General features: G+C 71.2%; 16 protein-coding genes and 1 tRNA gene. 8 read left to right on the plus strand and 9 right to left on the minus strand.

The annotated features are described in order from the left end of the window. Nucleotides 1–42 precede the first annotated feature (42 nt). Complete coding sequence (locus ACIP5M_RS32645; RefSeq protein ID WP_401203664.1) at nt 43–849, minus strand: DUF4328 domain-containing protein; 807 nt, start codon at nt 847–849, stop codon at nt 43–45. A gap of 473 nt (nt 850–1322) precedes the next feature. Next, on the minus strand, nt 1323–2705 hold the full coding sequence (locus ACIP5M_RS32650) for a cystathionine beta-synthase (protein ID WP_401203827.1): 1383 nt from the start codon (nt 2703–2705) through the stop codon (nt 1323–1325). Between the two features lie 140 nt (nt 2706–2845). Here ACIP5M_RS32650 and ACIP5M_RS32655 point away from each other — a divergent pair, with 140 nt between their 5' ends. The 3 genes from ACIP5M_RS32655 to ACIP5M_RS32665 all read left to right on the plus strand — a co-directional run bounded on the left by ACIP5M_RS32655 (nt 2846) and on the right by ACIP5M_RS32665 (nt 6788). Beyond that, complete coding sequence (locus ACIP5M_RS32655) at nt 2846–3880, plus strand: SGNH/GDSL hydrolase family protein (protein ID WP_401203667.1); 1035 nt, start codon at nt 2846–2848, stop codon at nt 3878–3880. Between the two features lie 456 nt (nt 3881–4336). Beyond that, nucleotides 4337–5557 carry an acetyl-CoA C-acetyltransferase gene (locus tag ACIP5M_RS32660; RefSeq protein ID WP_401203669.1) on the plus strand — a complete coding sequence of 407 codons (1221 nt, stop codon included), beginning with the start codon at nt 4337–4339 and terminating at the stop codon, nt 5555–5557. Between the two features lie 424 nt (nt 5558–5981). After that, the gene (locus ACIP5M_RS32665; RefSeq protein ID WP_401203830.1) at nt 5982–6788 is read left to right on the plus strand and encodes a hypothetical protein; all 807 of its coding nucleotides are present in this window, start codon (nt 5982–5984) and stop codon (nt 6786–6788) included. On the opposite strand, the gene ACIP5M_RS32670 is transcribed toward ACIP5M_RS32665, so the two are convergent. Then, a complete protein-coding gene (locus ACIP5M_RS32670) occupies nt 6772–7107 on the minus strand; it encodes a hypothetical protein (RefSeq protein WP_401203671.1) in 336 nt (111 codons plus the stop codon). The two genes, ACIP5M_RS32665 and ACIP5M_RS32670, sit on opposite strands and share 17 nt — an antisense overlap. Nucleotides 7108–7208: 101 nt before the next feature. Here ACIP5M_RS32670 and ACIP5M_RS32675 point away from each other — a divergent pair, with 101 nt between their 5' ends. Beyond that, the gene (locus ACIP5M_RS32675) at nt 7209–7439 is read left to right on the plus strand and encodes a DUF4287 domain-containing protein (RefSeq protein WP_401203673.1); all 231 of its coding nucleotides are present in this window, start codon (nt 7209–7211) and stop codon (nt 7437–7439) included. 139 nt (nt 7440–7578) lie between these two features. On the opposite strand, the gene ACIP5M_RS32680 is transcribed toward ACIP5M_RS32675, so the two are convergent. Further along, entirely contained in the window at nt 7579–8433 is an 855-nt protein-coding gene (locus ACIP5M_RS32680; RefSeq protein WP_401203676.1) for a Bax inhibitor-1/YccA family protein, read from the minus strand. A 148-nt stretch (nt 8434–8581) separates the two neighbouring features. Continuing rightward, nucleotides 8582–8663: transfer RNA gene (locus ACIP5M_RS32685), tRNA-Leu, on the minus strand. 462 nt (nt 8664–9125) lie between these two features. On the opposite strand from ACIP5M_RS32685, the gene ACIP5M_RS32690 reads away from it, so the two are divergent. Together ACIP5M_RS32690 and ACIP5M_RS32695 are read left to right on the plus strand one after the other, a co-directional pair. Continuing rightward, nucleotides 9126–9890, plus strand: coding sequence for an ABC transporter ATP-binding protein (locus tag ACIP5M_RS32690; protein WP_401203833.1), 765 nt, complete (start codon nt 9126–9128; stop codon nt 9888–9890). Between the two features lie 60 nt (nt 9891–9950). Then, on the plus strand, nt 9951–12500 hold the full coding sequence (locus ACIP5M_RS32695) for an ABC transporter permease (RefSeq protein WP_401203679.1): 2550 nt from the start codon (nt 9951–9953) through the stop codon (nt 12498–12500). Between the two features lie 67 nt (nt 12501–12567). On the opposite strand, the gene ACIP5M_RS32700 is transcribed toward ACIP5M_RS32695, so the two are convergent. Both ACIP5M_RS32700 and ACIP5M_RS32705 read right to left on the minus strand, forming a co-directional pair. Beyond that, nucleotides 12568–13944, minus strand: coding sequence for a class I SAM-dependent methyltransferase (locus tag ACIP5M_RS32700; protein ID WP_401203681.1), 1377 nt, complete (start codon nt 13942–13944; stop codon nt 12568–12570). A gap of 164 nt (nt 13945–14108) precedes the next feature. Beyond that, nucleotides 14109–15494, minus strand: coding sequence for an NAD(P)/FAD-dependent oxidoreductase (locus ACIP5M_RS32705; RefSeq protein WP_401203684.1), 1386 nt, complete (start codon nt 15492–15494; stop codon nt 14109–14111). 527 nt (nt 15495–16021) lie between these two features. Between ACIP5M_RS32705 and ACIP5M_RS32710 the strand changes: the two genes are divergently transcribed. Continuing rightward, complete coding sequence (locus tag ACIP5M_RS32710; protein ID WP_401203687.1) at nt 16022–16294, plus strand: type II toxin-antitoxin system Phd/YefM family antitoxin; 273 nt, start codon at nt 16022–16024, stop codon at nt 16292–16294. Beyond that, nucleotides 16291–16560, plus strand: a complete 270-nt coding sequence (locus ACIP5M_RS32715; RefSeq protein WP_401203689.1) for a type II toxin-antitoxin system RelE/ParE family toxin — start codon at nt 16291–16293, stop codon at nt 16558–16560. The genes ACIP5M_RS32710 and ACIP5M_RS32715 overlap by 4 nt, the downstream gene beginning before the upstream one ends. Before the next feature lie 66 nt (nt 16561–16626). On the opposite strand, the gene ACIP5M_RS32720 is transcribed toward ACIP5M_RS32715, so the two are convergent. Beyond that, on the minus strand, nt 16627–17598 hold the full coding sequence (locus ACIP5M_RS32720) for an exopolyphosphatase (protein WP_401203691.1): 972 nt from the start codon (nt 17596–17598) through the stop codon (nt 16627–16629). After that, nucleotides 17595–18134, minus strand: a complete 540-nt coding sequence (locus ACIP5M_RS32725) for a DUF501 domain-containing protein (RefSeq protein ID WP_401203694.1) — start codon at nt 18132–18134, stop codon at nt 17595–17597. Before ACIP5M_RS32725 ends, ACIP5M_RS32720 begins: the two co-directional genes overlap by 4 nt. Nucleotides 18135–18157 lie beyond the last annotated feature (23 nt).

Here is an 18157-nt window from a genome sequence, read left to right on the forward strand (position 1 = left end):
CGTCGCCCGGTCGCGGGGCAGACGGGAGTGTGACGACAGGCCCTAGGCCTGCGCGTACGGGCCCTGGGTCGCCATCGTGTTCTGCATCGCGGTCAGCCTGCGGACGAAAAGGACGGCGAGCACGCCGGCGACCACGGTGACCAGGTCCGCGGCGATCCCGAGCAGTCCCGCCGGGAGCAGCTCGTCGACGGTGTCCGCCTCCATGTAGATCCGGCTGAAGACGCGGCCCAGGACCGCCGCGAGGACCCAGACCACCCACCAGGACGTCAGCAGCACGGCGGGCGCCGTGCGCTCGGAGCCGTCGGGGCCGCGCTGGGTGCTGGCGCGCCAGGTCTGCAGGGCGATCCGGCAGGGCAGGAACAGGTTCGCCACGGGGACGAACCAGGCGCCGATGGCCCAGCCGCGGCTCAGGGTGAAGGCATCGGGGCGGAAGATGCCGCCGTTGCTCCGCACGCGGTGGAACCAGACGATGAACACGACGACCGTCGGCAGCACCGTGAGCAACTGGAGCAGTCCGGCCATGACGGTGAGCGCGGGCGACAGGCCGAGTTCGAGGTCGTCGAAGTGCGTGTCCCCCGCGAAGCCCTGCAACCACGACTGCTCGTACGCGCCGGCGCCGGCGGAGAAGAGGTGCGCCGCGGCCGCGGCGCCGAGCAGCCAGGTCAGGGCCGTCGCGAGGCCCTGCGGGGAGCGCAGCACGTCCTGGGGCACCGGAGGAGCCAGGTGAACGGGCCCGCCGGGGTGGAAGTGGCCCTGCTGGGGGACCGGGTACGGGGCCGAGCCGGGCTGCGGGAACGGCTGCTGGTGAGGCTGCGAAGGCGGCGGTGAGCCGGGCGCGCTGAAGGACATGACGGTGGACCCCCCACGGGAACGAATGACATGCGGACGCCCCCGCCCGGCGGGCGGGGGCCCGGTGAAGATATGTCGGCCGCGCGCCCTGAGTCCACACGGTTTCTGCTGGTCAGAGCAGGTGAGAACCGGCGATACGGCCGGGCGCCCTGCCCGGCCGGGGCGGCCGCGGGCCTCGGACGAGGCGGGTCCGGCGCCGGTGGGGGGCGAGATGCGCGGGGACCGCCGCACCCCGGTTGCCCGGGGGCGGGACGACGGCGGTCCCCGCGGAGGACACGGGCCGGGTCAGGGCCGTCCGCGTCCGTGGCGCCCACGCGGTCCGGGAGCCGCTCCGGAGGTGCGTGGGCGTCGTTCGGTGGTGCCGGCCGGACCCCGGTTTCCCGGGCTTCCCCGCCGACGACCACCACTGTGCCGGAGCAGTGTTAAGCCGGTGCTGCCGTGACGTGTCGGGCCCGTACCTTTTGCCGTAACGGCTACTTGGGGGACTTCGCCAGGAACGCCAGCAGGTCCTGACGGCTCACCACGCCCGTCGGCTTGCCCTCGACCAGGACGATCGCCGCGTCCGCCTCGCCGAGGACCGCCATCAGCTCGGACACCGGCTCGCCGGAGCCGACCTGCGGGAGCGGGGCGCTCATGTGCTTCTCCAGCGGGTCGCTCAGCGAGGCCTGCTTCGCGAACAGCGCCGCCAGCAGCTCCTTCTCCACCACGGAGCCGATGACCTCGGCGGCCATCACGTCCGGGTGGCCGGCGCCCGGCTTGACGATCGGCATCTGCGAGACGCCGTACTCGCGCAGGACCTCGATGGCCTCGCCCACCGTCTCCTCGGGGTGCATGTGGACGAGGGAGGGCATGCCGCCGTCCTTGTCGTTCATCACGTCACCGATGCGCGCGGAGGGGCCGGCCTCCTCGAGGAAGCCGTGTCCGGCCATCCACTCGTCGCTGAAGATCTTGCTGAGGTAGCCGCGGCCGCTGTCCGGGAGGAGGACGACGACCACGTCGTCGGGGCCGAGGCCCTCGGCGGCCTTCAGCGCGGCGACGACGGCCATGCCGCAGGAGCCGCCGACGAGGAGGCCCTCTTCCTTGGCGAGGCGGCGGGTCATCTGGAAGGAGTCCTTGTCGGACACCGCGATGATCTCGTCGGTCACGTTCGGGTCGTAGGCGGTCGGCCAGAAGTCCTCGCCGACGCCCTCGACGAGGTACGGGCGGCCGGAACCGCCGGAGTAGACCGAGCCCTCGGGGTCGGCGCCGATGACCTTGACCTTCCCGCCGCTGACCTCCTTGAGGTAGTTGCCGGTGCCGGAGATCGTGCCGCCCGTGCCGACGCCGGCGACGAAGTGGGTGATCTTCCCGTCGGTCTGCTCCCAGAGCTCGGGGCCGGTGGTCTCGTAGTGCGAACGGGGGTTGTTCGGGTTGCTGTACTGGTCCGGCTTCCAGGCGCCGGGCTCACGCGCGAGGCGGTCGGACACGTTGTAGTACGAGTCCGGGTGCTCGGGGTCGACGGCGGTCGGGCAGACCACGACCTCGGCGCCGTACGCGCGCATGACGTTGATCTTGTCCATCGACACCTTGTCAGGGCAGACGAAGATGCACTTGTAGCCCTTCTGCTGGGCCACGATGGCGAGTCCTACACCCGTGTTGCCGCTGGTCGGCTCCACGATGGTGCCACCGGGCTTGAGGGCTCCGCTCTGCTCGGCGGCCTCGATCATCCGTACGGCGATCCGGTCCTTCACGGATCCACCGGGATTGAAGTATTCGACCTTCGCAAGGACGGTGGCCTGCAGGCCTTCGGTCACACGGTTGAGCTTCACCAGCGGGGTGTTGCCGATGAGGCTGATCATCGAGTCGTGGAATTGCACCATGTTCTCCAAGGAGGGGACTCCACGGGTTCTCCGGGAGGCACGGCCAGGGTATGCGGAAAGGGATTGGCCGACCGGCCGTACGGGGCAGGTAGGTCAACAAGGACCGAGGACGAGGGACCGAGGAGGTGGCCTGCAGGGTGTCCAGGGCGAGAACGGCCCGCCGGATCGCGGCGGGGGCAGCGTATGGCGGAGGCGGACTCGGGCTGGTCGGGGCCGCCGCGGTGGGTGTGGTGCTGGCGGAGCTGCAGTTCGCCAAGCGGACCGTCGGGAGCGGGCTGCCGGATCCGCCGCGGGCGGACGGGCTGTACGGGAGCGAGTTCGGCGGGCCCGAGCTGAACCCCGGGCCGCTGCGGCTGGGGATGCTGGGCGACTCCACGGCCGCGGGACTCGGCGTACGGCGGGCCCGGCAGACTCCGGCGGCCCTGCTGGCCTCGGGGCTGGCGGCGGTGGCCGAGCGGCCGGTGGAGCTGCGGAACGTGGCGCTGTCGGGGGCGATGTCGGACGACCTGGACCGGCAGGTGGGGCTGCTGCTGGACGGAGACCGGCCGGCGCCGGACGTGTGCGTGATCATGATCGGTGCGAACGACGTGACCCGGCGGATGCCGCCGACGCAGTCGGTGCGGTGCCTCACCGGGGCGGTGCGGCGGCTGCGGCTGGCCGGCTCGGAGGTCGTCGTGGGCACCTGCCCGGACCTGGGCACGATCGAGCCGGTGTACCAGCCGCTGCGGTGGCTGGCACGGCGGGTGTCGCGGCAGCTGGCCGCCGCACAGACCATAGGGGTGGTCGCGCTGGGCGCCCGTACGGTGTCGATGGGCGACCTGCTGGGTCCGGAGTTCGCCGCGAACCCGCGCGAGATGTTCGGGCCGGACTCCTACCACCCCTCGGCGGAGGGGTACGCGACCGCCGCGATGGCCGTCCTCCCGACGCTGTGCGCGGCGCTGGCGCTGTGGCCGGAGTCGGACCGCCTGGACCTGTCCCGGGACGAGGACATGCTGCCGGTGGCGAAGGCCGCGTCGGCTGCCGCCGGGGAGGCGGGTACGGAGGTCACGGCGGTTCGGGGGCCGTGGGTGCTGCTGAAGCACCGGCGGCGGCGGCGCGTGCAGGCCGAGGAGCCGACTGCGACCGACCCGGGCACGGGCGCCCCCGCCGCGGGCGTCTCAGGCCCGGCCTGACCCCGCCCGGGGCCGCAGGCACACCCAGCCTGACCGGCGCTTGAGGGCCCGTGAGCCGGAGGCACGGCCAGCCCCGCCGGCGTTTGAGGCGCCGGGTCCGGGGCGGAGCCCCGGGGCGGCCGCCAGGCCGCTGCACTGAGCCGCACGCCCGGGGCCGGAGGCACACCCAGCCCCGCCGGCGCTTGAGGCGCGGGGTCCGGGGCGGAGCCCCGGGGCGGCCGCCAGGCCGCTGCACTGAGGCGCACGCCCGGGAGCGGGGGCAACTCCAGCCCCGCCGGCGTTTGAGGCGCGGGGCGCGGGGCAGGGCACCCAGCAGCGGCGTTGCGTGACCCGGCCGCTCCGGCCCTGCGCACCGGTGCGGTGCTCGTCACACCCCCGGGGCGGTGACCCCGACCGTACGGGGCGGTAACTTCGCATGCGGTCCCGCAACGACGCACGCACCCCCTTGGAGTCCCGATGCCCGAAGCCGTCATCGTTTCCACCGCCCGCTCGCCCATCGGGCGCGCCTTCAAGGGGTCCCTCAAGGACGTCCGCCCCGACGACCTGACCGCCACCATCATCCAGGCCGCCCTCGCCAAGGTCCCCGAGCTGGACCCGCGCGACATCGACGACCTGATGCTCGGCTGTGGCCTCCCCGGCGGTGAGCAGGGCAACAACCTCGCCCGCATCGTCGCCGTGCAGATGGGCATGGACTTCCTGCCGGGCACCACGCTGACCCGCTACTGCTCCTCGTCGCTGCAGACCTCCCGCATGGCGCTGCACGCCATCAAGGCGGGCGAGGGCGACGTCTTCATCTCGGCGGGTGTCGAGACGGTGTCGCGGTTCGCGAAGGGCAACTCGGACTCGTGGCCCGACACCCACAACCCGCTGTTCGCCGACGCGGAGGCCCGCACGGCCGCCGTCGCCGAGAGCGAGGGCAGCGACTGGCACGACCCCCGCGAGGACGGCCTGATCCCGGACGCGTACATCGCGATGGGCCAGACCGCCGAGAACCTGGCCCGCCTCAAGGGCGTGACCCGTCAGGACATGGACGAGTTCGGAGTCCGCTCGCAGAACCTCGCCGAGGCCGCGATCAAGAACGGCTTCTGGGAGCGGGAGATCACCCCGGTCACCACCCCCGACGGCACGGTGGTTTCCACCGACGACGGGCCGCGCGCCGGTGTCACGCTCGAGGGCGTCCAGGGCCTCAAGCCCGTCTTCCGCCCCGACGGCATGGTCACGGCCGCCAACTGCTGCCCGCTCAACGACGGCGCCGCCGCGCTGGTCATCATGAGCGACACCAAGGCGCGGGAGCTGGGGCTGACCCCGCTGGCCCGGATCGTCTCCACCGGCGTCACCGGCCTGTCCCCCGAGATCATGGGCCTGGGCCCGGTCGAGGCGTCGAAGCAGGCGCTGAAGCGGGCGGGTCTGACCGTCGGCGACATCGACCTCTTCGAGATCAACGAGGCCTTCGCGGCCCAGGTCATCCCGTCGTACCGGGACCTGGAGATCCCCCTCGACAAGCTGAACGTCAACGGCGGGGCCATCGCCGTCGGTCACCCCTTCGGGATGACCGGTGCGCGCATCACCGGCACCCTGATCAACAGCCTGCAGTTCCACGACAAGCAGTTCGGTCTGGAGACCATGTGCGTGGGCGGCGGCCAGGGCATGGCCATGGTCATCGAGCGGCTGAGCTGAGCCGCAGCGGAGGGTAGGGGTTGCCCGACGAAGGAGGGCGGCACCTGCCCGCAGCGGAGGCGAAGCCCAGCGCGACCAAGAGAGCGAGCGGCTGAGCTGAGCCGCAGCGGAGGGTAGGGGTCGCCCGACGAAGGAGGGCGGCACCTGCCCGCAGCGGAGGCGCCACCGCCCACTCCGTACGGCGTACCGAGACAGCGGATCCAACCCCTTCGCGGCCGACCTGTGACCGAATCTCCCCCAGGATGTGACCTATCTCCTGGGGGACCCGCATATATGCAGGTCAGATGTCATACGGCTACCGCCGCTGTGACGAAAGCCCTGTCCATTTCGTGACGTAATGCACTGCACGCCATTCCCAGGTCGGGACACTCTGATGTAGGAAGTCGGGGGATCGAATCACCTCAGGAGTTAGTCAGTGAGCGCCATGTCTCTTGCCCTGCTGCTGACCACAGCCGCTGCCACGGCCGTGGGCGCTGCTGCGCTGCACGCCGTCCACGGCCTGCGCAAGCAGGTCACGGCCCTGCGCGCCGAGCTGGCGGTGCCGGTCCAGTCGCGCGGTGCGGCCGTGCCGCACGCCCGCAGCGCCGTGGAGTCGCCCGCCGCCGAGATACGAGCCGCGGTGGCCGAAGCCCTCGCCGAGGAGCGCGAGCGCGAGCTGGCCGAGGCGCGCGCCTTCTGGGCCGCGCAGGAGGCCCGCGACGCCGCCGACGCCCCCTCGCTGCTGGGCGGCCTGCCCGGCTTCGGCGAGGACAGCCCCGTCTTCCTGCCCCGGCAGGCGGACCTGGTGGGTCTGGACCCGGTCCTCGGCGACGACACGGTCGACGAGTACCCGGAGGATTCGGCCGAGCTGGCCGCCGCCCGCCGGCGCCACCCCTCACACCCCGACTTCGTGCCGGTCCAGGCCTCGGCCCCCGGCGCGGACCACGAGCGCACCGTCAGCCGCCTGGAGGAGCTCGCGGAGGCCCGTACGGCCCTCGCGGACGTCCGCCCGGGCCCGCTGGGCACGCTCGACGTGTACGTGTTCACGGACGGCACCACGCTGTGCATGACCCCCGGCCACCGGGAGACGGCGGAGCGCCTCGCGCAGGCCCTGCGCTCGGGCACCGCGCCGGTCCTGCTGGGCGGCTCGGGCATCTCGGGCGCCTACGCGCTGACCTTCTCCTGCGGCGACGCCGAGGACCCCGACAGCAACGTCTACATCCTCGCGGACCGCGTCATCGCATCGCTCTGATCTCCGCCTGCTCCACCAGCCGCACGGCCTCGTCCAGCACATCGGACGGGGCCGTCGCCGTTTCCCCGGGCCGTACGCCGCGCAGCGCCTCGGCGAGGTCCAGGCCGGCCACCGCCACCTGGTCCCCCACCACGAAGATCCCCGCGTCCGGCATCTCCCGGACGGGGCCGCCCTCCAGGGCCTGGGCCCGGGCGGAGAGCTCCCGGGCGAGCTCCAGTGCCGCTGCGGCGGCCCCCTGCTGGAGGCGGCTCTGCGGCGCGGCCCGCAGCCGGTCGGCGAAACGTTCCACAACGGCGGTCAGGGGCGAAGTATCCAGCACCCGGCCGACCCTACGCGCCGCCCGGGCACCATTGCCAACGGGCGAACTCTCCGGCACGCTCACGTGAAGAGAACAGCACGGCGATACCTCCGGAGGCGCCCATGTCCGTAGAGTTCTCCGAGCAGACGCACCGCAACATGATCGACAGAATCCCCGAAACCACCGGTCGTGAGCTCTCCGACTGGCTGCGCGCCGTCGACGACGGCCCCTCCCTCGTCCGGTTCGAGGAGAAGGTCAGCTGGCTGCGCGGCGCGCACGAGCTGTCGTACGGCCAGGCCAAGGCGATCATCCACGAGTACGACCTGCGCAGAGCCGCCCGCCGGTTCGGCTGAGCCCTTCCCCCTTCCCTCCCCCGACCCCATCTCTGGACGCTCCGCTCGGACGCTCCACGAACGTGGGAAGGCCCCGCGAGCGGGTGCTCGCGGGGCCTTCCCCATGCTGTGGACAGCCGCGGGGCGGCTGCCGGTCCTGCTAGTCGTCGCCCGAGAGGATCTGGAAGATGCGCAGCATCTCCAGGTAGATCCACACCAGGGTCAGGGTGAGGCCGAAGGCCGCCAGCCAGGACTCCTCGCGGGGCGCGCCGTAGGCGATGCCGTCCTCGACCTGCTTGAAGTCCATGGCGAGGAAGCAGGCACCGAGGATGACGCCGATGGCGCCGAACAGCAGGCCGAGGCCGCCGCTGCGGAAGCCGAGGCCGTCACCGCCGCCGAAGAGGGCGAACAGCGAGTTCGCCAGCATCAGCAGGATGAAGCCCATGGCGGCTGCCATGACGAAGCCGGTGAAGCGCCGGTTCACGCGGATCCAGCGCATCCGGTAGGCGAAGAGCACGGCGGCGAAGACGCACATCGTGCCCATCACGGCCTGGATGACCACGCCGGGGCCCAGGTAGGTGCTGGTCGCGGCGCTGATGACGCCGAGGAAGACACCCTCGAGGGCCGCGTAGCCCAGGATCAGGGCCGGGACCGGCTTGCGCTTGAAGGACTGGACCATCGCCAGGACGAACGCGACGAGGGCCGCGCCGATGCCGATGCCGTACGACTTGCCCAGGTTGGCCGGGTCCACCGGCAGCAGGACCCAGGACAAGGTCGCCGTGACGATGAGCGTGCCGAGCGTCATGGCCGTACGGCTCACGACGTCGTCCATGGTCATCGCGTTGGTGCGCGCGGGCGCCTGCGGCATGCCCGTGGCCGGGTCGGTCGCGTACGGGTTCGTCGCGTACGGGTTGGTCGCGGTCCCGGCCTGCTGGTACTGCGCGTCAAAACCCGCGTAGCCACCGGTGTCGCGGCTGAACCCCCGTCGCGAGAAGACCGGGTTACTGCTCCTCATCTCACTCCTCCGTGGCCACCGAGCGCGGCCTTGCATCAAGAGTAATGCGCTAGCAAAGAAAGCACCCTACTGCTGGAGGAGGATCTTAGAAGAAGGCATGGCAAAGCGCAGGGGGGATAACGGCGGGCACCTCGCGGGACCTGCGGAGTGCCCGGAGCCGGACTTGAACCGGCACGGCCCGAAGGCCAGCGAGGTTTAAGCTCGCCGTGTCTGCATTCCACCATCCGGGCAGGGCGTGGCGGCCCCCGTGAAAAAAAGCCGTGAACGCCAGCCGAGCCTATCCGCAACACCCCCGCGCCAACCGGGCCGTCTTTCCGATGTTGTCTTATTTTATTGGCGCTTGAGGGGGCGTCAGGCAACAGAACGCCCGGTGGGCCCGATCTTGGCGACGGCCGCGTACGTCCCGGGAATGACGGGATTTCGATGGCTCGCGCCACCCCCTCCGCCACCCTCCACCACCCCGCGCCTCCCCTCCCCCGCGCCCGGTTTCCGGTGCCGCTCCGCCGTCCCCGGTCAGGGGCGCCGTCATACCAGAGGAGGACATGCGTGTGCCCGTGGTCAGCCTCCAGAGGGCCGGAGAACGGGCACGTCGGCTGATTCGGAGCGGGGGTCGGCGCCGCGACGATGGACAGGTCTTGCCGTTCATCACACCGCAGTCCCCCGCCGTGACAGGAGTCGCTCCCGTGACCACCATGAACTACGCCCCGCACACCACCCAGGCCGTGGCCGCCCGCGCCACCGGCCTCTCCAAGGTGTACGGCCAGGGCGAGACCCAGGTGGTCGCCCTGAACCAGGTCTCCGTCGACTTCGCCCAGGGCCAGTTCACCGCGATCATGGGCCCCTCCGGTTCCGGCAAGTCCACCCTGATGCACTGCGTCGCCGGTCTGGACACCTTCAGCGCCGGCTCGGTCCGGATCGGCGAGACGGAGCTGGGCTCCCTCAAGGACAAGCAGCTCACCCAGCTGCGCCGGGACAAGATCGGCTTCATCTTCCAGGCCTTCAACCTGCTGCCGACCCTGACGGCCCTGGAGAACATCACGCTCCCCATGGACATCGCGGGCCGCAAGCCCGACAAGCAGTGGCTGGACGCGGTGATCAGCATGGTCGGTCTCTCCGACCGCCTCTCCCACCGCCCCACCCAGCTCTCCGGCGGTCAGCAGCAGCGTGTGGCCGTGGCCCGCGCCCTGGCCTCCCGCCCCGAGATCATCTTCGGTGACGAGCCGACCGGAAACCTGGACTCCCGCTCCGGCGCCGAGGTCCTCGGCTTCCTGCGCAACTCGGTGCGCGAGCTGGGCCAGACCGTCGTGATGGTCACCCACGACCCGGTCGCCGCCTCCTACGCGGACCGCGTCATCTTCCTCGCCGACGGCTCGATCGTCGACGAGATGCTCAGCCCCACCGCCGACGGCGTGCTGGACCGGATGAAGGCGTTCGACGCCAAGGGCCGTACCAGCTGATCCGGGGCCCGCCCCGCACCCTCCTCCAGACTTCCAGCCAGCCTCAGGACAGATACCCCCATGCTCCGTACCGCCCTGCGCAACGTCCTCGCGCACAAGGCAAGGCTGCTGATGACGGTGCTCGCCGTGGTCCTCGGCGTCGCTTTCGTCTCCGGCACCCTCGTCTTCACCGACACCCTCAGCAAGGCCCTCTCCAGCCAGTCCGCCAAGAGCTACGACGGCGTCGCCGTCTCCGTGACCTCGTACGGCCAGACACGCAACGAGGACGGCCAGAAGGAGGGCGAGGTCGGCCTCAGCCAGCAGACCCTCGACAAGGTCCGGGCACTGGGCGGCGTCGCCTCCGTCTCCGGCCGGGTCTCCGGCTTCGCCGGCGTCGGTGACGAGAGCGGCAAGCTGATCGGCTCCGGCTGGTCCAACAAGGGCTCCAACTACGCCCCCGGCAAGGACGGCAAGGACCCGCGCTACACCTTCACCGCGGGCGCCGGCCCGGCCAGGGCCGACCAGGTCGCCCTCGACAAGGCAACCGCCGACACCGGGAAGTACAAGGTCGGCGACAAGGTCCGCGTCGCCACCAACGGCCCGGTGAAGGAGTACACCCTCTCCGGCGTCTTCACCACCGAGGACGGAGCCGTCAGCGCGGGCGGCAGCCTGGTCCTCTTCGACACCGCCGTCGCCCAGGACCTCTACCTCAAGCCCGGCTTCTACGAGGAGCTCTCCGTCGCCGCCAAGGCCGGCACCTCCGCCGACCGGCTGCTCGCCGAGATCAAGCCGCTGCTGGACCCGGAGAACACCAAGGCCCAGACCGGCGCCGAGCTCGCCCGGGAGCAGGCCAAGGACGTGGAGAAGGGGATGAGCAGCATGAACCAGATGCTCCTCGCCTTCGCGGGCATCGCGCTCTTCGTCGGCATCTTCCTGATCTACAACACCTTCACCATGCTGGTCACCCAGCGCACCAAGGAGCTGGCCCTGCTGCGCGCCGTCGGCGCCAACCGCGGCCAGGTCATGCGCTCGGTACTCGCCGAGGCCCTGGTCGTCGGTGTCGTCTCGGCTGTCATCGGCCTGGTCAGCGGCGTGGGCCTCGCGGTCGGCATGCGCTCCGCGATCGAGTCCTTCGGCGCCAAGCTCCCGGCCGGCGACCTGGTGATCGCCCCGGCCACCGTCGTCGCGGCCCTGGTCATCGGCGTCCTCGTGACCACCCTCGCCGCGCTGCTGCCGGCCTGGCGCACCGGCCGGATCGCCCCCGTCGCCGCCATGGGCAGTGCTCACCTGCCGGCCACCGCCAAGTCCCTGGTCGTGCGCAACATCCTCGGCTCGGTCATCAGCCTCGCCGGCATCGGCGTGGTCATGCTCGGCGTCTCCATGGGCGGCGACGGCCGCATGGTCATCGGCGCCGGTGCGTTCTTCATGCTCATCGGCCTGATCGTGATCCTGCCGCTGCTGTCCAAGCCGGTCATCGCCGCGATCCGCCCCGCCCTGCAGAAAGTGTTCGGCGTCCCCGGCAAGCTGGCCGCCCAGAACGCCGTGCGCAACCCGCGCCGCACCGCCGTCACCGCCGCCTCCCTGGCGATCGGCCTGACCCTGGTCACCACCCTGTCGGTGCTCGGCATCACCATGGGCAAGGCCGTCGACCGGATGAGCACCGACAAGCTCAAGGCCGACTACAAGGTCTCCATGGCCGCCGAGGGCATGCCGCTGGACAAGTCGGTGGCCGAAACCCTCGCCAAGGACCCCGCCGTCAAGGCGGTCTCCGAACAGGCCGCCGGCTTCCTGAAGATCGGCGACGGCTTCCGCTCCGCCTCCGGCGTCAACCCGGCCGGCATCGGCAAGCTGCTGAACATCGAGACCGTCAGCGGCTCGGTGGACTCCCTGGGCAAGGGCGAGGTCCTCGTCGCCGAGAAGACCGCCAAGGAGAAGAACCTCACCGTCGGCTCCGCGCTCCCGGTCCAGTACGACGACGGCCAGAAGGCCACGCTCAAGGTCGGCGGCGTCTTCAAGGACCTCGAAGGCCTGCTGTCCCCGTACGTGCTCGACAACAAGATCCTGGCGGCCCACAGCGACGACCAGTACATCCGCGAGGTCTACGTCAACACCGCGGGCGGCGCATCCAAGGCGAACCAGCAGGCCGTCGTCGACGCCCTCGGCAAGAACCCGGCCATGAAGGTCGCCACCCAGCAGGACATGCGCAACGAGATGGGCGGCATCATCAACATGATGCTGAACATCATGTACGGCCTGCTCGGCATGGCCCTGATCATCTCGGTGCTCGGCGTCGTCAACACCCTCGCGATGTCCGTCTTCGAGCGGACCCAGGAGATCGGCATGCTGCGGGCGATCGGCCTCGACCGCCGCCGGGTCAAGAACATGATCCGCCTGGAGGCCGTGGTCATCTCGCTCTTCGGCGCGGTCCTCGGTGTGGTCATCGGCATCTTCCTCGCCTGGGCCGTCGGCACCACCCTCGCCAAGGCGGTACCGAACTACGCGCTGGTCCTGCCGTGGGACCGGATCGGCATCTTCCTGCTGCTGGCCGCGGTGGTCGGCGTCCTGGCCGCCATGTGGCCGGCCCGCAGCGCCGCCCGCCTGAACATGCTGACCGCGATCAAGACCGAATAAATCCGGCCGGAGACACGGAAGGGCCCCGGGGCACCCGCCCCGGGGCCCTTCCCGCTCCCGTACGGGATCACGCGCCCCAGGTGCGCGTCCGCAGCGGCAGTCCGGAGGCCCCGCCTTCACCCGGCCGGACCGCCAGGACCTGGTTGACGCCGAGCCGGCCGTGCTCGAAGCCGAGCGCCGAGGCCGCCATGTACAGCAGCCAGACGCGCGCCCGGCCGGGCGAGGTGAGGCGTACGGCCTCCTCCCAGTGGGTCTCCAGGCGCGCCACCCAGGCCCGCAGGGTCAGCGCGTAGTGCTCGCGCAGCGCCTCCACGTCGCGGACCTCGAAGCCGGCCCGCTCCAGCTCGCCGACGGTGGTGCCGAGCGGGGACAGCTCCCCGTCGGGGAAGACGTAGGCGTCGATGAACTCGTCGATCCGGTAGGCCTCTTCGTCGGGCTCCGGGGGACGTGCGATCTGGTGGTTCAGCAGCCGCCCGCCGGGGCCCAGCAGGGCGTACAGGGTGCGGGCGTACTCGCGGTAGCGTTCGGCGCCGACGTGTTCGGCCATGCCGATGGAGGAAATCGCCCCGTACGGCCCGTCCTTGACGTCCCGGTAGTCCTGGACGCGGATCTCGACCCGGTCGGCCAGGCCCTCCTCGGCGACCCGCTTGCGGGCGTAGGTCGCCTGCTCGCGCGAGAGGGTGATGCCGGTGACCTGGACCCCGTATTCCCGGGCCGCGTGCAGGGCCATGGAGCCCCAGCCGCAGCCGACGTCGAGGAGCCGGACGCCCGGTTCGAGGGCGAGTTTGCGGCAGACCAGGTCGAGTTTGTCGCGCTGGGCCCGCTCCAGGGTGGAGCCGGGGCTCCAGTAGGCGCACGAGTACACCATGGACGGGCCGAGCACGTGCTCGTAGAAGGCGTTGCCGACGTCGTAGTGGTGGCTGATGGCCTGCCGGTCGCGGCTCTTGCTGTGCTGGGGTCCGCCGCGGCGGGCGGCCTCCTCGGGCGGCGGGGCGGGCGCGGGCCACGGCCTGGCCAGCGCGACCAGTTCGCGTACGGCGGCACGTGTCTGCGGATCGCGCAGCAGGGCGGCGGTGCCGGTGTCGCCGGCGGACCGGTCGGGCAGGCGCGGGCGCAGCCGGGCCAGGCCCGCCCTCCGGGCCTTGACGGGCGGGGGCGGTGCGGCGGCCGGGGCGGGCCGCTCCCAGAAGAGGCCCGCCACCCGGTCCAGCAGGTCGAAGAGGTCGCCCTCCACGGTCAGATCGCCCGCGACCCAGGCCCGCGCCAGCCCCAGTTCTCCCGGCTTCCACAGCATGCGGCGCAGGGCGCGCCGGTGGTTCAGCACCAGGGTGGGGCCGGTGGGCGGGCCGGCCTCGCTGCCGTCCCAGGCCCGTATGCGGACGGGCAGCGGGGCGCCCAGCAGGGTCTCGGCGAGTGCGGCCAGCCGCGGCGCGGCGTCGGTCATCGTAGGCACCTCCGATACGTTCCGACGGAACGGCCTACCCAATCCCGGCGCGCGGCATGCCGAAGGGGCCGCCCGCACCACGGATGGCGGGCGGCCCCTTCGGGGACGTGCTGGCCCTGCTGGTCCTGCTGGTCCTGCTCAGGTTCCTGCCGGCTCGCGCCGGGTCAGGAGGCCTTGGCCTTCTGGGCCGGTGCCGCGGCGGCGGCCGGAGCCGGGGCCGGCTTGGCGGCCTCGTAGAACTCCTCGCGCGGGGTCTCGAGAGCACCCAGGGAGACGACCTCGCGCTTGAGGAACATGCCGAGGGTCCAGTCGGCGAAAACGCGGATCTTGCGGTTCCAGGTCGGCATGGCCATGCCGTGGTAGCCACGGTGCATGTACCAGGCGAGCCGGCCCTTGAGCTTGATCTTCATCTTGCCCATGACGATCATCGCGACGCCCTTGTGGAGGCCGAGGCCCGCCACCGCACCCTTGTTGGAGTGGGCGTACTCCTTCTGCGGGAAGCCCCGCATGCCGGAGATCACGTTGTCGCCGAGGACCTTGGCCTGGCGCAGCGCGTGCTGGGCGTTCGGCGGGCACCAGGCGTTCTCCACGCCGGCCTTGCGGGCGGCGATGTCCGGCACCTGGGCGTTGTCGCCGGCGGTCCAGATGTAGTCCGTGCCCTTGACCTGGAGGGTGGGCTCGGCGTCGACGTGACCGCGCGGGCCCAGCGGCAGGCCGTAGCGGGCCAGCACCGGGTTCGGCTTGACGCCGGCGGTCCAGACGATGGTGTTGGAGTCGACCTCGAGGCCGTTCTTCAGCACCACGTGGCCCTCGACGCAGGAGTCCATCGAGGTGTTGAGGTAGATCTCGATGCCGCGCGACTCGAGGTGCTCCTTGCCCCAGGTGCCGAGCTTGGGCCCGACCTCGGGAAGGATCTTGTCGGCCGCGTCGACCAGGATGAAGCGCATGTCCTCGCGCTTGATCGTGGCGTAGTACTTCGCGGCGTCGCGGGCCATGTCCTCGACCTCACCGATCGTCTCGGCGCCGGCGAAGCCACCGCCGACGAAGACGAAGGTGAGGGCCTTGCGGCGGACGTCCTCGTCCGTCGTGGACTCGGCCTTGTCGAGCTGCTCGAGGACGTGGTTGCGCAGGCCGATGCCCTCTTCGACGCCCTTCATGCCGATGCCCTGTTCGGCGAGGCCGGGGATCGGGAAGGTGCGGGAGACGGCGCCGAGCGCGATCACCAGGTAGTCGAAGGGCAGCTCGTACGCCTCGCCGACGAGCGGCGTGACGACGGCGACCTTGCGGTCCTGGTCGATGCTGGTGACCCGGCCGGTGAGAACCTCAGCCTTGGGCAGCACGCGTCGCAGCGGGACGACGACGTGCCGAGGCGAGATGCTGCCTGCGGCCACTTCAGGGAGGAAGGGCTGGTAGGTCATGTACGAGCGCGGGTCGACGACCGTGACGGTCGCCTCGCCGTAACGCATCTTCTTCATGATGCGCTTGGCTGCGTACAGGCCTACGTACCCACCTCCTACAACGAGGATCCTGGGACGCTCCGTGGTGCTCATGGAACGAGTATCCAGCACCCAAAGGGGTGCCGCTCGTGAGCCCCTTCACAAGCAGTCGGAGACCCTCTGCTACACTGCGCGGCCCACGTGACGGAGGTCATGGCGGGCAACGGGAACCACGGGGTAACGGGAGTCGTTGTGCACCCGTCCTGAACTGGCCCGTAGGCCCTCAACCGGACTGGACCACCGGGTTTCGTCCATACCTCTGATGCGGAACCGGTTGCGTCCGCTATTCGTACGAACGCCTTCGAAAAGGGGTCTGGGAGCCCCGGGAGACCCCCAAACGGCCCTCCAGGAGCCCTCACGGGCACATTTCCCTTGTGAAGAACTTCACGAAGTTCTTTTGGATCACGCGACCAAAGGCCCCGGAAGATCCCTTCGAGCCGCCTGCGCGGCACCTGGAACCCCCGCGGAGCGCGGTCGCTGCGCCCTTCCGGGCCCCTGGAACGACAGCGGCGCTCCGGTGGGTTCACCGAGCGGCTCGAGGCGACACCAGGCGTGTACACATTGAGGCGTACACTGGCGTCATGAGTGAGAACGCTGTGACCGTGCGCGAAGCCCGTGCCCATCTTGCGGACCACATCAATCGGGCGGAGCAGGGCGCTCCGACCATAATCACCCGTAACGGCGCCCCGGTGGCCGCCCTGGTTCCCATCGCGGACTTCAACGCGCTCGAAGAGGCAGCCGACGAACTGCTCGCACGCGAGGCGCAGGCCGTGCTCGCCGAAGGCGGGCCGACTGTGACCATGGCCGAGCTCCTGGCCGACCTGTTCAGCGAACGCGGTGACGGCGCGGCGTGAAGTACGCGTTCCGGTTCACCACCGCAGCACAACGGCAGCTCCGGGCCATCGACAAGCCGGCCGCGATGCGCATTCTCGCCGCACTGACCGCGCTGGGAGACGATCCGTACCGCGAGGACGCCGACATCAAGAAGCTCACCGGGACCTCCGGCCTCTACCGGCTCCGGGTGGGCAGTTACCGGATCGCCTATCAGGTCCTGGACGGCGAGCTTGTCATCCTCGTCGTCAAGGTCGGCGACCGGCGCGACATCCACCGCACGCTCTGAGTCCGGCACGACAACGGCGCTCGGGTCAGCCGACCCGAGCGCCGTGTCGTTCAGCGGTCCGGCAGGTCAGGACCGCCGCTTGCCGGCCTCGACCTCTTCCGCGGTCTTGATCGCGATGCCGTCCAGGATGTCGTGCTCGGAGACGACGACCTCCGAGGCGCCGATGCGCTCCATGATCGCCAGCAGGACCAGCGCGCCGGCGCCGATCACGTCCACCCGGCCCGGGTGCATGACGGGGATCGCCGCGCGCTCGGCGTGCGTGGCCGTGAGCATCCGCTCGCTGATCTCGCGGACCTGGTCGTAGGAGATCCGGGAGTGGTGGATCACCGACCAGTCGTACTCCGGCAGCCCGAGCGCGATGGCGGCGACCGTGGTCACCGACCCGGCCAGGCCCACGAGCGTGCGGGCCTCGGTCAGCGGGACGGTCTCGGCGGCCAAGTCCAGGGCCGCCTCGATGTCGGCCCGTACGGCGGCGACCTGCGCCTCGGTCGGCGGATCGGTGACGACCCCGTCGACGACCAGGTGACGCTCGGTCATGCGGACGCAGCCCACGTCCACGGACCGGGCGGCGCGCACGTGGTCGTCCCCGACCACGAACTCCGTGGAACCGCCGCCGATGTCCACCACCAGGAACGGGCGCTCCAGGTGCTCGTGCGCGGTGAGTTCCTTGGTGGCGCCGGTGAAGGAGAACTCGGCCTCCTGGTCGCCGGAGATCACCTCGGGCTCGACGCCCAGGATGTCGAGTACGCCCTGGACGAACTCGTCCCGGTTCTCGGCGTCGCGGGAGGCGGAGGTGGCCACGAAACGGACCCGCTCGGCGCCGAGTTCCTTGATGACCTGCGCGTACTCGCGGCAGGCGGCGAAGGTGCGCTCCAGGGCCTCGGGGGCGAGGCGGCCGGTCTTGTCCACGCCCTGCCCGAGCCGGACGATGATCATCCGGCGGTCCAGCTCGACCAGTTCGCCCGTGGCCGGGTCGTAGTCGGCGACGAGCAGCCGGATGGAGTTCGTACCGCAGTCGATGCCGGCGACCCGGATCACGCCCCGGACTCCTTCTTCTCCGCGCACGGGGTGACGCAGGCGCCCTTGGCCCACCACTCCGGCAGCATCGCCAGGGCCTCGTCGCCGAACGGGTTCACGCCCGGGCCCGCGGCCAGGGAGTGCCCGACCAGCACGTGCAGGCACTTCACCCGGTCCGGCATGCCGCCGGCGCTCGGGAAACCCTGGAGCACCTCGATCGCGTCGCGGCGCCGGATGTAGTCCTCGTGCGCGGCCCGGTAGGCGGCGGCGAGTTCCGGGTCCTCGGCGAGGCGGGCCTGCATCTCCTTCATCACGCCGTTGGCCTCCAGCGTGCCGATCGCGGAGGCCGCGCGCGGGCAGGTGAGGTAGTACAGCGTCGGGAAGGGGGTGCCGTCGGGGAGCCGCGGGGCGGTCTCCACCACGTCCGGCTGACCGCAGGGGCAGCGGTGGGCGATGGCGCGCAGCCCGCGCGGCGGGCGGCCGAGCTGCTGCTCGAACGCCTCGATGTCCGCGTCGGTCGGCTCGGTCCGGTCGGTCTGGGGCGGGGGCGTCTGCATGCCTGGAGGGAGTCTCTTCGTTC

Source organism: Streptomyces sp. NPDC088762, from assembly GCF_044750905.1.
Taxonomy (GTDB): domain Bacteria; phylum Actinomycetota; class Actinomycetes; order Streptomycetales; family Streptomycetaceae; genus Streptomyces.